Source organism: Methylobacterium sp. WL6 (assembly GCF_008040095.1).
GTDB lineage: Bacteria > Pseudomonadota > Alphaproteobacteria > Rhizobiales > Beijerinckiaceae > Methylobacterium.
Map to the genome: position 1 here is coordinate 1 of NZ_VRVH01000113.1, position 13,493 is coordinate 13,493.

A 13,493-nucleotide genomic window follows, 5' to 3' on the forward strand; every position below is an offset into this window, starting at 1 on the left:
CTCGCGACGTCACCGCAGCCGAGCGTGACCGTCTGTCCGGGGCAGATCAGGTGCTGCGCAAGGGCGACACCAGCCTGCAGGACATTGCTACCGAGCTGCGCAAAATCGATAACCGCCAAACCGACGCTGTCGAACAAGATGCAGCAGGAGCGCCTTGTCGAATTTGAGAGTATCACCTTCTTTAATGCCCTGTAACATGCCGCGCCGCCCACTCATCCGCCGTCAGTTCCGGGCCGGTGACGCAGAGCACGCCGTTCGTGACGTTGCCGAGGCCATCGGCGACCCACGCCTGCCAGTCCTCGACGCGGATGCCGGTTCCGAGGCATGAAGGACGATCGGTGAGGACCGCTGTGGGAGCGCCGGCACTAGTCCGCCTTCAGTTCATCCGGCCAGCGGCACGCTCCTCGGCGACATAGCCGATGTACCAGTCGAGCTGTTCGGCGAGGCTGTGGCCTTCGAGGCTGGGTGAAGCCCGGAACGTCTCTGCGGCTCGGATAACGGCCCGGAGTTCGTTGCGAAGGCTGTCCAAGCTTGGACTACCGGTGTCGGAGCAAAGACAGCCTACATCACGCCAGGCTCACCGTGGGAGAATGGCTACGCTGAAAGCTTCAACGCACGGCTTCGCGACGAACTTCTGAACGGCGAGATCTTCTACACACTCAGAAAAGCGCAGGTCGTCATCGAAAGCTGGCGACGTCACTACAACGGCGTGCGCCCGCATGCATCGCTGAGCTACCGGCCGCCGGCCCCGGAGGTGTTCGTGCCAGCCTTCTCCGCTTGGCCGGCGGCGCTCGCCCGACCAGCTCCGCCGGCCAAGCTACCCGTGGCGGAGCGGCCCACCGTGCACTAACTTTACCCTTGAACCACCTCGTGGGGGCCGATCATCTGGCCTTGCAACACCGGCTGAGGATCAGTTGCCGATGGGGGCGCGCTTCATGCCGAAGCCGTTCTCGGACGAGATGCTAGTCAATGCCACGCAACGGATCATATCGGCGCGCGGCATTGGGCTGTGAAGGTCGCCTCGTCGGTTAACCGATCGAGGCGACACCGAGCTACACTGCTCAGGCAGTCGCGCGACTAGGCCGGCCCAAGCCGATGTCCCTTGCAAGCTGAGAGCGGGCTTCCGAGTAGCTTGCAGTGACCATCGGGTAGTCCGACGGCAGGCCGAACTTCACCCTGTAGCTATGTGGGTCGAGACCGTGTCCGCTAAGATGACGCTTGAGCGTCTTGTACCGCTTGCCGTCAATGAAGCTGATGAGGGCGTCCGGCGTGATGGATTTTTTGATCTGTGCCGCGGTCGGCTGCTCGATGCTCTCAGCAGGAGCGCTGGTGCCCGCAGCCCCGGTACCGCTGTAGAGGGTCAACAGAGCCTTATGAACGCTGCCGATGAAATTCGGAAGCTCAGAAACGGGGATGGAGTTGTTCGCGACGTAGGCGGCTACGATTTCGCTGGCCAGTGCGAGCGTTTCGGGGTTCTGACCCGGGTTTTCTTCAGTCACTTAGGTTGTCCTTTGAGTTCCCCTCTCGCGTGAGATCCTTCAATCTTCGTGCCAAATCAAGGCACAGCTTACGTCATATCGCGCGGGCCTGCTACGATCTACACGCATGATCTGCGAAATTGGTTCGGGAAAGTGATTCGGGGCGTCCCTATGGGCGGCCCCTGCTCTTGCACATCGCTCCGCGGTAGCGATGGCATCAGACGAGATGCGTCTGGCTGTTCCCGGTCGCCGAAGCGTTGGGGTCGAGACCGTCGCCTGGCGCTGCTATGCTGGCCGTGTTGGCGCCGAGCAGGGGGCCGAGTGTCAGGGTCGCGCCGAGGATGAGCTTGTTCATGGAGAAGGGCCTTCTACGGCATCATACCGTAGGACCGGAACAGAGACCGTTACGCTAAGTTCCTGCGTGAACGTGCTTTGGGGGCGTTCTCGCGGTTTTTTGAGGACACCCTAACGGCTTCAGTATTTTCCGCCAAGCTATCACTTGACGATCCGGCAGAGTGTGTAGAGCAGTAAGCCTCCTTTTGTGGAGGAGACGACCTTGGACGAACAAGTCGAAACTCAATCGACCGATTTCATTGAACTCGCTACCGACCTCGTAGCGGCTTACGTGTCGAACAACCGGGTGTCCGTATCTGAGCTACCTGGTGTGATTGCTTCCGTACACGCGGCCATGTCTGGCCTGGCCAACGCAGCGCCCGCCGAGCCCGCAGGCCCTGAGAAACCGACGCCGGCACAGGTTCGCAAGTCTATCACGCCGGACGCGCTGATCTCCTTTATCGACGGGAAGCGCTACAAGACGCTCAAGCGCCACGTTACCAAGGCCGGCCTCACAATGGAGACCTACCGCGCGCGCTACGGCCTGCCGTCGGACTACCCGTCGACAGCCGCAAGCTACTCCGCTCAGCGTTCCGAGCTGGCGCGCTCCCTCGGCCTTGGCCAGCAACGGCGCAAAGCAGCTCCTAAGACTGCTGAGGCCGACGAGACGGTCTCTGAGGCACCCAACTCCCCCGAGGGCAAGCCGAAGGCCGCCAAGGCCGCCCCGAAAGCCCGCGGGCGGAAGAAGGCCGCTGAGAAGGCCTAAGGCCGTTCAGCGCCCCGTTCCGGCACACTGCGGCGCCCGTCGCGGTGATGAGACCCTAACAAAACGCCGTCATCCTGCACCCGGGCCAAGTTGCGTATCGGCCGAGCTGGTGAGATCCGGGGTTCCCCCGTCCCGTGAGCAGATCGGGACGGGGCCGAACCGTTCGACCGTCCAAGAAGCCTCGAGATGCCACTTCACGATAGAACGCTCCTCACCGACAAAGCCCTCGATCAGTTCGCGCGCCGGTGGCTCGCGGACGTGCGGGCGGAGCGTCCCGAACCGCGCTTGAGCAGTCAGCAGAGGGATGCAGCCGGCGAAGTCGGAGCCCGGGCGCTCGATTGGCTGTTCAGCGACGATGACAGCGACGCCGCCGGGGCTGACGGCGGCGATTAAGGATGGGCGGATATCGCCGTTCTCACCAGTCCCCCGCCTGAAACCGGGCACAACCTTACGGGTTGAGGAAGCGTCGCCGTTCGACGGCTGAGGCCTCTCCCATGCTCCTGATCGTATCACTCGTGGCTGACACCTTCGCGCTCGCCGGTTCCTTATCGCTCATCGCCATCATCGCGGCGTGAGACGGATGGCACCCGCCAGCCCGTAACCGGGCGGCGGGACCGAACTACGCGGCGTAGAGCGTAGCGAGCTCGACGCGGTTGCAACGAATGCTCAGCGCGCTCCGGCGGCGCCCGTCGATGGGGTGCTCATGCCCGACGAGCTAGCGCCCAGCGAACCGGTCCCTGTGCTCATCCCGTTCGCTCCCGGGGCCGTCATCGGCGTAGAGCCCGTGCCGCCGCCTGCATTCGCCCCACCGGGAGTAGCTAGTTCCTTCGGCTGACCCGTGGCCGAACCGCCGGTGCTGCTGGTCCCCATCCCAGTTCCGGTCGTGCCGGAGGGGGCGGTCGCTTGCGCGAACGCAGCGCCGGACAAAGCCAGAGTGCACGAGGCGGCGAGTGCGAGTGCTCTAATCGACATAAATGTTCCTCACGCTGCGCCAATACCGGCGCGTTGATACTAAGACCAAACGTGCGCGAGGTTGCTTTTGTTCAATAATCTGTGTGCTCGTGATTGAGCCCTGCCCGCCTTGTAAGCTCTCGGCAAATTCGTCCGGCACCTCGCCGAACTGCCCGAGGATCGTTACGCTCTTAAGCTCGCCGGTCTCGTCGTCGGCCACTACCTTCAGCGCCGTGGTACCAGGCATCAGGCCGGCCAAAGTTTGGATCCCGCCGTGTATCTACAGCCAAGGCAATGGCCTATCAATTATGTCCCGCCAAGTTGACCTAAGCGACCGGCTGATAGTCGAGCGCTGGCGAGGCAGCACCGCCCAGGGGGGCACGGTGCGGCCTCGCCGGCGCCGTCGCGAACCACTCAGCGCCGAGCCGAATTACCTTTGCTCTCGTCCTGAACGGAGAGGACGGCATGGCCAACGATCTAGAGGGCTCAGAGACCGGTGAAGGCGTAGCGTGGCGGTCGTCCTACCGGGGCGTCCTATCCCTCGATGACGCCCGATTGAGCGTCGTAATCATCGACGCCCCCAACGATGGTGACGCGCTCGCGCTTGTGAGTTGGATCGCCAAGGGCCGCGCGTTCGAGCTTTGGAACGGCCGCACATGGATCGGCCAGTCCCTTCTGCGATAGCTCTCCGACCTCCGACGGACCGCGCCTCGGCCCGCTGCACCTGCAGAGGGCTCCGGGTGCCGCCGCGGGCATCGGGATACCGCAGCCGAACCAGTACGGCCGGACCTACCGTGCCGCGATCGGCATCGAAAGTGGCGATGAGCGCACTGGCTTGCCCTTGCGGACCTGACCGGCGCACGGTGCCGGTATGTGCAACCTCTACAGCCTCGACAAGGGCCAGGACGCTATCCGGTCGACCGCGACGGGACCGGCAACCTGCCGCCGTCGCCGGCGATCTTCCCCGACCAGATGGCGCCGATCGTGCGCCTCGCCGATGGCGAGCGGGAGTTGGCGATGATGCGCTGGGGCTTTCCCTCGCCGGTGAGCAAGGGGCTGCAGCACCCGGTCACGAATGTGCGGAACGTGAGGTCGCCCTACTGGCGGTCTTGGCTGAAGCCGGAGCAGTGCTGCCTGGTGCCAGTGTCGTCGTTCAACGAGTATGCCGACACGAAGCCCTGCAAGACCCCCGTGTGGTTCGCGCTCGATGAAGACCGGCCGTTGTTCGCCTTCGCTGGGATCTGGCGACCGTGGACAGGCGTGCGCGGTCCGAAGCGCGACGAGCTGGTGGAGGAGGAACACCGCCTCTATGCCCTCCTCACGACGGAGGCCAACGGCATCGTCGAGCCGGTGCATCCGAAGGCGATGCCGGTGCTGATGACCACGCCGGAGGAATGGCGCACCTGGCTGGAGGCGCCGGTCGAGGAGGTGTTGTTTCTACAACGGCCTCTGCTGGATAAAAAGATGATGGAAGTGGAGCGCGGCAAGCGCACCGATACCGCTCAAAGCCGCGCTTAGAGCAGCTACTTCTTTGTAGCTAGGTAGGCGATCAGATCGTCAATTTTTTTGTCGTCCGGGTAGCCCGCAAAAATCATCTTCGTGCCGGGGACTTTGGCCTTGGGGTTTTTCAGCCATTCGTGCAGATTAGCTTCATCCCAAGTGATACTAGATGATTTCATAGCGGCCGAATAGTTGTATCCTTCCTCAGAGGCTGACTTGCGCCCGACTACACCTGTCAGGTTCGGGCCTACACCGTTTTTTCCAAAAGCATGACAGGCTTTGCAGGGAGCAAAGGCTTTCTCTCCTGCTACGATATCACCTTCAGCATGAGCGACCATCGGAAGAAGAATAGTTGCTAGGGCACCGACGATAAAATGGCGCATGAATTTTTCTCGCAAAATGCTGTTAACGTCTTCGCATCAGCTAAGGAAAAAGCTCGTATAACAACCTACCCGCGACGTTATGCAGGCCTTCAGTGGCGCAAATAAAGTTTCAGGGCGTATCGTCCGCGCCAACCATCCACACTGTCGCGCCAAGCCGGCTCCAATCGAGCCTCTTCGCGACGTAGCGCTCATCTGCTCGGGCGACCTGCACGGGTACCGAAGCATGCCCCACGAAGCTCAGATTGCCTTGCACAGCCTGTTCGAGCTGCATCCGCACCGCGCCATCTGCCAGCGCGGCGAGGCCGCTCACTGTGCCGACTACGAGGATGCTGCGGGTGAGGATCGAGGTGAGGGTGAGCATGACAGGCACCTGAAGGATGCCTTATGGTAGCCGAAGGGGTCTGCGAAGGCTGCTACGACTGCGCCACAGCTGGCACAAAAAGCGAACAGGCCTACCAGACGGTGAGCCTGTTCGTTGACGCTAGTAGGCGCGAGACCGGGGCGGCGGAGGCGGGCCATCGTCGTCGTCGTCATCCGGCGGAGGCGGTCCCCTGCGACGCGGAGGAGGTGGCGGCCTGTCGTCATCGAAGTCTGGCGGGGGTGGCCGGTAGCGGTGAGGCGGTGGCGGCGGCCGGTCGAAGTCCTCGTCAGGCGGAGGCGGGGGGCGTCGATCGTCGTAGGGCTGTGCCGAAGCGCCGGCTGCCGCGAGGACGAACAGAGCAGCGCCGGCGAATAATGCGCGCATGAGGTCTCCATGAGACGGGCGCACGGGGAGCGCCGTCGCGGATGAACGACCAGCCAGGCCTCTAGGTTCGCTCAGGAGGCGATTTGAGGCGGGAGATCGTGCTGTGGCTGATCATTGTAGCTCCGGCCGATCGCCCACCCGTCACCCCGCCGCATTCCACCCGCACAGTGGCGAAGGTGCTGGCGCTGACGTGCTCGGAACCGCCGGACGAGGTCACGCATTGGACCGGCCGCGCCGTCGCTGCGCGAACCGGCATCTCGCTCCGCTCCGTGCAGCGGATCTGGCAGGAGCACCGCCTGCAACCGCATCGGGTGCGTACCTTCAAGCGCTCACACGATCCGGCCTTCGCCGAAAAAGTCGAGGATGTCGTCGGTCTCTATATGCAACCACCCGCCCACGCCGTCGTGCTGTCCATCGACGAGAAGAGCCAGATCCAGGCCCTGGAGCGAACCCGTCCCGATCGGCCACTCGAGCCCGGGCATCCTGCCGCTCAAACGCACGACTACACCCGCCACGGCACCACGACGTTGTTTGCCGCCCTCGACGTCTTAGAAGGTACCGTGCTCGGCCGCCGCATGCAGCGCCATCGCCACGGTGAGTTCATCCGTTTCCTCAACACGGTCGAGGCGGCAGTCCCCGCGGGAAAGGCGATCCACGTGGTGCTCGACAACTACGGCAGCCACAAGCACCCGAAGGTGCGCGCCTGGCTCACCCGCCACCCGCGATGGACCTTCCGCTTCACACCGACCTCGGCCTCCTGGCTCAATGCCGTCGAGGGCTTCTTCTCCACGCTGACGCGCCATCACCTCCGGCGAGGCACCTTCACCGGCATCGTCGACCTACAAACCGCCATCAAACGCTACATCGGCGAGCACAACCGAAGCCCACGACCCTTCGTCTGGACCAAGCCCGCCGCAGCCATCTTCAACGCCCTCAATCGAGCCCCTGAACCATCCGTCTGAGCCAGTGCACTAGTCGTGGGGATGCGAGGAGCGCGACGGATCGCCGTCCATCACCTCAACCTACCGCTCTCGCAGCTTCGCGCACTTGGCGCGTGGCAGTGTCGACCTGCTCGCTCGCACGGGCAATCGCATCCATGCCGCTAGCGATCGACGTCACCCCCTGAGCTGCCGTATGCATGCTGCCCGACATCTCACGGGTGACGGCCGACTGCTCCTCAACCGCCGCAGCAATCGCTGCAGACACCTCGTTCAGTGCTCGGATCGTGCTCTGGATCGAACCGATTGCGCTCACAGCCTCGCACGTGGCTGCCTGGGTAGCGGCGATTTGCACCCGGATCTCATTGGTCGCCTTGGCGGTCTGTGCGGCCAGAGCCTTCACCTCGGCAGCCACGACTGCGAAGCCCTTACCGGACACGCCAGCCCGCGCCGCCTCGATCGTCGCGTTGAGCGCCAGCAGGTTGGTCTGCGAGGCGATGCCCTGGATCATCGTGACCACGTCGCCGATCTGGGCCGCCTGCTCGCTCAGGCCCTCAACGATACCAGCAGTGTGACGCGCCTGCTCGACCGCCTCACCGGCCATTCGCGCGGCATAGCTTACCTGTTGACTGATCTCGGAAACGGAGGCCGACAACTCCTCCGACCCCGAAGCCATGGCTTGGACGTTGCTGGAGACCTGTCCGATCGTTCCGACGGCATCGGCCGTCTGCCGCGTCACAGCCTCAACCGCGAAGCCAATCGCGTCGAGATCCGCACCGATCGCGCGTTGCGCCTCGACCCTGCGCTGCCGGTCCTGCACCTGTTCGGTGATGTCGGTAGCGAACTTAACGACCTTCAGCACCGTCCCGTTTGCGTCGGTGATCGGATTGTAGGTCGCCCGGATCCAGACTTCACGGCCGCCCTTGGCGATGCGGCGAAACTCGCCAGCGGCAAACTCGCCGCCTTTCAACCGGTCCCAGAAGCCGCGATAGACCATGCCCGACCGCTCGACGTCATCCACGAACAGGCTGTGATGACGGCCTTGAATCTCCTCAAGCCGGTAGCCGACGGCATCGAGGAAGTTCTGATTGGCGTCGAGGACCGTGCCGGTTGGGTCGAAGGCGATGACTGCCTGCGAGCGGTGAAGGGCGGCGATCTGACCGTCGCTATCCAACGCGCGAAGCTTCTGTCCGGTGATGTCAGTGGCGATCTTGACGATTTTGAAAACACGACCGGACCGGTCTCGAACGGGGTTGTAGCTCGCCTGGATCCAGACCTGACGCCCGCCCTTGGCGATGCGCTTGAACTCGGCGGCCCTGTAGGTCCCGCAGCGCAGAGCATCCCAGAATGCGCGGTATTCGGCGCTGTCTCGGTCAGCCGGATCGATGAATAAGGTGTGATGCTGGCCCTGGATCTCGGCCAAGCTGTAGCCCATGGCGTCGAGAAAGTTGGGATTGGCGGTCAGGATGATCCCGTCCAGCCGGAACTCGATGATCGCTTGCGACAAGCCGACCGCATCCAGAGTCGCTTTAGCGTCGTTATTGCTCAGTGCGAACACGGCTCGGCCTACCAATTGATAAAATCGAAGCCAATTGATCATAAATTGGTTTAAGACAGTTAAACAGCCTCCAGTCGACAATCACTTGTCCGAGATCGGGAGCGCTTTGTGAAATGGAAGACAGTCCGCGCCAACGCTCAAGACTGCCTAACCGCAGGTTGTATTTGCCTGCACTTCATGCCGATCCGCCTTCGGATGGTCCGATTGACCAACAGCGTGGCCGCCGATCTCTGCTGGTGTGAAACGAATCCATATAGGATCGTGAACGAGTTGGATCACAGGCGGAACGTCCGCTTTCGGATGATAAGGTAAGGTACGGTTGCCAACTGTTGCGGACTTCGCAGGCGGGGACCAAGCGTCAGGTTTGAACCACTAGGCGACCGCCCTCTCCTCGCCCACGCCGCCCGCAGCCTTCAGGCTTGCCTCGACGGCCCCGCGCAGCGACGAGACGTAGTCGTCGGCGCCGACCTCCTTGCCTGCCGCGGCGTCCCCCAGCACGCGCTCGCCCTCGGGCCACAGTCCGACGAGCACGCGAACGCCGGGGGCACGCCTCCTCAGCCGCTCCATGAGGTAGCGCAGGTGAGCCGGGTTGCCGGTGATGTCGAGGTAGGAGATGCACACCATCGCCACGCCCGTGACGTCCAGATCGCGTACCTTCTCGCGCGAGACGTCTCCATGGGGCACCACCCGGGCGCCGAGGCCGTGCTTGCGCAGCAACTGCGCGAGCATCGCCGAGGAGGCCTCGTCGAGGGGACCGCGCCCGGCGATGCACAACACCGGCGTCTCGCCCCGCCACGCCTCGGGCAATGCTTCCCGGGGCGCTGCCTGGCCCGGCACTGCCTCAGTCTTGAAGTGGGTCCGCTCGGCCAGCGTCGGCGTCTCGTTCGGATTGACGGCCTTGCCGTCGCCCTTGGGCTCGACGTCCTCATGGTCCTCGAAGTCCTCGACGAGGGAGCGGGAGGACGCGCGGATGTTCTCCAGCTGCGCCGGCGTGACCACGCCACGGGCGTAGTCGTTGGCGGCGAGCTGAAGACCCTTCAATGCGACCTCGTCGTAATACGACGACAGCGACCGCTCCTTGAGCATGGCCTCGCCAAGGTCGCGCGCCTCGTCGGGATCCCCGGCGAGCATGCGCTGGTAGAAGTTCTCGACCGGGGTCAGCGGCGGCCGGTCGCCAAGGAGGATGTCGAGGAACTCAAGGCTGTCGACGTGGCGGCCGAGCACGACGAGGCAGACCGTGAATGGGGTCGCCAGGATCAGGCCGATGGGACCCCACAGGAAGCCCCAGAACAGGGTCGATACGATGACCGCGAACGGCGAGAGACCGGTGGAGTGTCCGTAGAGCAGCGGCTCGATCACCTGCCCAAAGATCGGCTCGGCGATCAGGAACAGCGCAGCGGTCGCGATGACCATCGACCAGCCCGGATCGACCGCGGCGGCCAGCGCCACGGGCAGGATGCCGGAGATGAAGGCGCCGATGTAGGGCACGAAGCGCATCAACGCGGAGAACACGCCCCACAGGATCGGGTTGGGTACGCCGATAAACCAGAGGCCGACGCCAACGATGATGCCGAATGCGGCGTTCATGCCGAGCTGGGCCAGGAAGTATGTGCCCAGGCGACCGGCGGCGTCGTCCATCGCCACGGTGGTGCGGTGCAGGTCGCTCGATCCGAACAGGCGGATCATGCGGTTGCGCAGGTCCTCTCGCTGCAGCAACAGGAACACTACGACGACCAGCACGATGCCGACCGTGGTCAGCGGCTCGAAGATCGGCCCGAGCACCTTCTCGGCGAGCGCGAGGGGGGAGATCTCGGGGTCCTGGACGCGGACCAACTGTGCCTTGGGCGTATCGCCCGCGGGTCCCGTTGCCGCCGTGGTTCCCGATGCATCCGCCTTCTGCGTCGCATCGTGGACCTCGTGGCTGAACTTCTGGATGACCCTGTTCGCCTCACCGAGCCAACCCTGCTGCAGCCCGGCGAACTTCTTCTGCACCGTGGCTTGGTACTGAGGCAGGTTGACGGCGAGCCCCGCCACCTGCGTTCCGATGAGCGCGCCGATGCCGCCGATGATGCCGAGCGCAAGCAGGACGGCAACGATCACCGAGGGCACGCGCCCGAGCTTAATCCGCCGCAGCAGGTTCACGACCGGCGCCAGCACGAAGCTCAGGAGGACCGCGAGAACGAGGGGAATGAAGACCTCGCGTCCGAAGTAAAGGGCAGCGATCAGCACCACGCCGACGGCAAGCGTCAGCAGGCCGCGAAGGCCCGGCACCAACGGCGGCGGCACCTGGGCGGCCGGACGCAGTGCTACGGCATCATCGTTCGGCATACGGGATCCTTCGGCACGCCCGATCCGTACGGCGCACCGCCCGATAACGTCGCCCGGAACGATTGGTCCCGGGAATCACCGTATCGCTCGTAGGGGATCGTCCGGTGCCTGGGTGGGGACACCCTTGAATGGGCGTGTTACGTTCCCCGACCTTGGCCCGACGTCGTCGTACGCGAGGTCGTGCCCCGGGAGCGATCATGAAGGCCAAGGCCACCCCTTCGGCATCGTCGCCGAAGGTCCGACGCCCGCCCGGCCGCGATCCCGAACCGTCGAAGGTACGGACGGAGGGCGGCCACGGCCGCGAGCGGGGACCGGTCGCCACCGACGCCAACCGCTCCGAGCTCCGTCAACTCGTCGCCGGGATGAGCGAGGGCGTGATCCTGGTCGAGCCGGACCAGCGCATCGCCTGGGCCAACGACGCGGCCCTGGCGATGCACGGCGTCGCGGCCCTATCCGACCTAGGTGCCACCGTCGACGCCTACCGTGCCCGCTTCAGCCTGCGCTACCGCAACAACCAGGCGCCGGGTCGCTATCCCATCGAACGCGTCGTCGACGGCGAGACCTTCCGGGACGTGGTCGTCGAGGTCCGGCACGCCGACCGTCCGGGCATCGACTTCGTGCATTCGCTGCGCAGCCTCGTCGTCACCGACGCCGGGGGCCGCCCGACCTTCCTGGCGCTGATCATCAAGGACATCTCGGCGCAGTTCGAGGCCGAGGAGCGGTTCGAGAGCGCCTTCAACGCCAACCCGGCCCCGGCCGTGATCGTGCGCCTGTCCGACCTGCGCCTGGTCCGCGTGAACGCCGGCTTCCTGGAGATCACCGGTTACGCCCGCGACAAGGTCCTGGGGCGAAGCGTGTACGAGGTCGATCTCCTCGCCGATGCGCATGCCCGCGAGAAGGCGCTCGAACACCTGAACGCGGGCGAGCCGATTCCGCACCGGGAGGCATACCTGAAGCGACCCGACGGCGGGACCCATGCGGTTATCGTCGCGGGCCAGCCCATCGAGATGGGCGACGTCGCCTGCATGTTGTTCACCTTCGCCGACCTCGAACCGCGCCGCACGGCTGAGACCGCGCTGCGCCACAGCGAGGAGCGCTTCGCCAAGGCGTTCAGGCTCACCCCGGTCCCGACCGTGCTGACCCGGGCGTGCGACCACACCGTAACCGCCGTCAACGAGGCTTTCGTCCGGGTGTTCGGGCGCGGCGAGAAGGAGACCATGGGGCGGACGGTTGCGGAAACCGGGCTTTGGGTCGACGACGCCGCGCGCGAACGCTTCGACTTGACCCTGGCGAGCGAAGGGTCGGCGCTCGGCGTCGAGACCTGCGTGCGCGACGGAAGCGGGGCGTCCCTCGACTGCCTGGTCTCGGCCGAGCGCATCGTCATCAACGGCGAGGATGCAATCCTGGCGGTCCTGCAGGATATCACCGAACGCAAGCGATCCGAGCGCGAGCTGTACTCGGCCATCGAGACGGTGATGACCGACGCCTCCTGGTTCAGCCGCGGCTTGGTCGAGAAGCTCGCGGTCCTGCGCAATCCCGGCGAGGCAGGGAAGTCCGCGATGCCGGACCTCACCGCCCGCGAGCGTCAGGTGCTCGACCTGATCTGCCGGGGGGACAGCGACAAGGCCATCGGCCAAGCGCTGAGCCTGTCCGGTAGCACGGTGCGCAACCACGCCGCCGCGCTCTACCGCAAGATCGGCGTCAACCGCCGTACCCAGGCCGTCGGCTGGGGGCGCGACCACGGCTTCCCGGCGGCCTGACCGGTACATAAAACGTCCCGACCGGTACGTTTCGACGATTTGTGCAAGCCTGCATGCGCGCCATCTTACCCAACGACGCGACATGAGCGTCGATCGGGAACCGAATGGCTGAGGAACCCAACCCGACGCTCGAACAGGTCAAAGCCTCGGTGCGGGACGCGCTGAGGAAGCTTACCGGAGACCCGGGACCTAACGTCGAGGTGGAACCGCCCAAAGAGAAGAGCAAACCCCTGAAAAGCCCGAAGCCAGAAGCGGCCGACGAATGAATTGCCCGCAATTCATTTCGCCGTAACCGAAGTCGGCGTCGGGAGTGATCCGGAGATCAGTGTCGATCGGCGGAACATCGCAGTCGCGAGGCGCCAGTTGCGTATCGGGACCGTCCGCCGAACGGACAGCGACCGGCCGGTTCGACGACGTGCAACCGTCGTTTCCGTGGTCGCGACGCCCGAGAGAAGCCCAAACCTGAAAATGTCCCCGCGTGGCCTCGGCACCGCCCGACCCCGCATGCCCGGAGACCACCCATGTCCCTCCTCGCCTGGATCGTGCTCGGCCTGATCGCCGGCTTCATCGGCAGCAAGATCGTCAACAACAGCGGCCAGGGGCTCATCGTCGACATCCTGCTCGGCGTCGTCGGCGCCGTCGTCGGCGGCTTCCTGTTCAACCAGTTCGGCCAGCCCGGCGTCTCCGGGGTGAACCTCTACAGCCTGCTCGTCGCCGTCGTCGGCGCGGTGGTGGTGCTGTGGCTCTACCACG

14 protein-coding genes and 2 pseudogenes are annotated in these 13,493 nt (G+C 64.6%); 8 read left to right on the forward strand and 8 right to left on the reverse strand.

Going from position 1 to position 13,493, the window contains the following annotated elements; translation table 11 throughout:
• Positions 1-376: 376 nt before the first annotated feature.
• The gene (locus tag FV230_RS29720) at positions 377-529 is read right to left on the reverse strand and encodes a hypothetical protein (RefSeq protein WP_187275515.1); all 153 of its coding nucleotides are present in this window, start codon (positions 527-529) and stop codon (positions 377-379) included.
• On the opposite strand from FV230_RS29720, the pseudogene FV230_RS15560 reads away from it, so the two are divergent.
• Positions 491-850, forward strand: a pseudogene (locus FV230_RS15560) (integrase core domain-containing protein); the annotation flags it as partial. The gene FV230_RS29720 and the pseudogene FV230_RS15560 overlap by 39 nt on opposite strands.
• Positions 851-1,061: 211 nt before the next feature.
• Here FV230_RS15560 and FV230_RS15565 read toward each other — a convergent pair.
• Both FV230_RS15565 and FV230_RS29725 read right to left on the reverse strand, forming a co-directional pair.
• Complete coding sequence (locus tag FV230_RS15565) at positions 1,062-1,499, reverse strand: MucR family transcriptional regulator (RefSeq protein ID WP_147843040.1); 438 nt, start codon at positions 1,497-1,499, stop codon at positions 1,062-1,064.
• A gap of 196 nt (positions 1,500-1,695) precedes the next feature.
• Positions 1,696-1,833, reverse strand: coding sequence for a hypothetical protein (locus FV230_RS29725; RefSeq protein WP_187275516.1), 138 nt, complete (start codon positions 1,831-1,833; stop codon positions 1,696-1,698).
• 201 nt (positions 1,834-2,034) lie between these two features.
• Here FV230_RS29725 and FV230_RS15570 point away from each other — a divergent pair, with 201 nt between their 5' ends.
• A complete protein-coding gene (locus FV230_RS15570; RefSeq protein ID WP_147728316.1) occupies positions 2,035-2,577 on the forward strand; it encodes a MucR family transcriptional regulator in 543 nt (180 codons plus the stop codon).
• Between the two features lie 186 nt (positions 2,578-2,763).
• Positions 2,764-2,970, forward strand: a complete 207-nt coding sequence (locus FV230_RS15575; RefSeq protein ID WP_147843041.1) for a hypothetical protein — start codon at positions 2,764-2,766, stop codon at positions 2,968-2,970.
• 568 nt (positions 2,971-3,538) lie between these two features.
• Here the strand turns inward: FV230_RS15575 and FV230_RS15580 are convergent.
• Positions 3,539-3,787: a hypothetical protein gene (locus tag FV230_RS15580; RefSeq protein WP_147728315.1), complete on the reverse strand. Its 249-nt coding sequence runs from the start codon at positions 3,785-3,787 to the stop codon at positions 3,539-3,541.
• 614 nt (positions 3,788-4,401) lie between these two features.
• Here FV230_RS15580 and FV230_RS15585 point away from each other — a divergent pair.
• The gene (locus tag FV230_RS15585) at positions 4,402-5,046 is read left to right on the forward strand and encodes an SOS response-associated peptidase family protein (protein ID WP_348642140.1); all 645 of its coding nucleotides are present in this window, start codon (positions 4,402-4,404) and stop codon (positions 5,044-5,046) included.
• Between the two features lie 5 nt (positions 5,047-5,051).
• Here FV230_RS15585 and FV230_RS15590 read toward each other — a convergent pair whose 3' ends face one another.
• Together FV230_RS15590 and FV230_RS15595 are read right to left on the reverse strand one after the other, a co-directional pair.
• Positions 5,052-5,411 (reverse strand): cytochrome c family protein, encoded by a 360-nt coding sequence (locus FV230_RS15590; protein WP_147843042.1) that lies wholly within the window; start codon positions 5,409-5,411, stop codon positions 5,052-5,054.
• A gap of 109 nt (positions 5,412-5,520) precedes the next feature.
• A complete protein-coding gene (locus tag FV230_RS15595) occupies positions 5,521-5,772 on the reverse strand; it encodes a hypothetical protein (RefSeq protein WP_147728313.1) in 252 nt (83 codons plus the stop codon).
• 530 nt (positions 5,773-6,302) lie between these two features.
• Between FV230_RS15595 and FV230_RS15600 the strand changes: the two are divergent.
• Positions 6,303-7,118, forward strand: a pseudogene (locus FV230_RS15600) (IS630 family transposase); the annotation flags it as partial.
• 55 nt (positions 7,119-7,173) lie between these two features.
• Here FV230_RS15600 and FV230_RS15605 read toward each other — a convergent pair.
• Both FV230_RS15605 and FV230_RS15610 read right to left on the reverse strand, forming a co-directional pair.
• Positions 7,174-8,652 carry a PAS domain-containing methyl-accepting chemotaxis protein gene (locus tag FV230_RS15605; RefSeq protein ID WP_246694867.1) on the reverse strand — a complete coding sequence of 493 codons (1,479 nt, stop codon included), beginning with the start codon at positions 8,650-8,652 and terminating at the stop codon, positions 7,174-7,176.
• A gap of 372 nt (positions 8,653-9,024) precedes the next feature.
• Positions 9,025-10,980: an AI-2E family transporter gene (locus tag FV230_RS15610; protein ID WP_147843044.1), complete on the reverse strand. Its 1,956-nt coding sequence runs from the start codon at positions 10,978-10,980 to the stop codon at positions 9,025-9,027.
• A 197-nt stretch (positions 10,981-11,177) separates the two neighbouring features.
• Here FV230_RS15610 and FV230_RS15615 point away from each other — a divergent pair, with 197 nt between their 5' ends.
• From FV230_RS15615 to FV230_RS15620, 3 genes are all read left to right on the forward strand, one after another.
• Positions 11,178-12,740, forward strand: coding sequence for a helix-turn-helix transcriptional regulator (locus FV230_RS15615; RefSeq protein WP_147843045.1), 1,563 nt, complete (start codon positions 11,178-11,180; stop codon positions 12,738-12,740).
• A 104-nt stretch (positions 12,741-12,844) separates the two neighbouring features.
• On the forward strand, positions 12,845-13,006 hold the full coding sequence (locus FV230_RS29730) for a hypothetical protein (RefSeq protein ID WP_187275517.1): 162 nt from the start codon (positions 12,845-12,847) through the stop codon (positions 13,004-13,006).
• 255 nt (positions 13,007-13,261) lie between these two features.
• Positions 13,262-13,493: GlsB/YeaQ/YmgE family stress response membrane protein (locus FV230_RS15620; protein WP_147843046.1), on the forward strand; the 232-nt coding region annotated here is incomplete at its 3' end.

What these genes read in the sequence shown, in the direction of transcription:
- FV230_RS15595 (WP_147728313.1), bottom strand. Translation starts at nt 5,772, where the DNA reads ATGCTCACCCTCACCTCGATCCTCACCCGCAGCATCCTCGTAGTCGGC.
- FV230_RS15615 (WP_147843045.1), top strand. Translation starts at nt 11,178, where the DNA reads ATGAAGGCCAAGGCCACCCCTTCGGCATCGTCGCCGAAGGTCCGACGC.
- FV230_RS29725 (WP_187275516.1), bottom strand. Translation starts at nt 1,833, where the DNA reads ATGAACAAGCTCATCCTCGGCGCGACCCTGACACTCGGCCCCCTGCTC.
- FV230_RS29730 (WP_187275517.1), top strand. Translation starts at nt 12,845, where the DNA reads ATGGCTGAGGAACCCAACCCGACGCTCGAACAGGTCAAAGCCTCGGTG.
- FV230_RS15590 (WP_147843042.1), bottom strand. Translation starts at nt 5,411, where the DNA reads ATGCGCCATTTTATCGTCGGTGCCCTAGCAACTATTCTTCTTCCGATG.
- FV230_RS15610 (WP_147843044.1), bottom strand. Translation starts at nt 10,980, where the DNA reads ATGCCGAACGATGATGCCGTAGCACTGCGTCCGGCCGCCCAGGTGCCG.
- FV230_RS15575 (WP_147843041.1), top strand. Translation starts at nt 2,764, where the DNA reads ATGCCACTTCACGATAGAACGCTCCTCACCGACAAAGCCCTCGATCAG.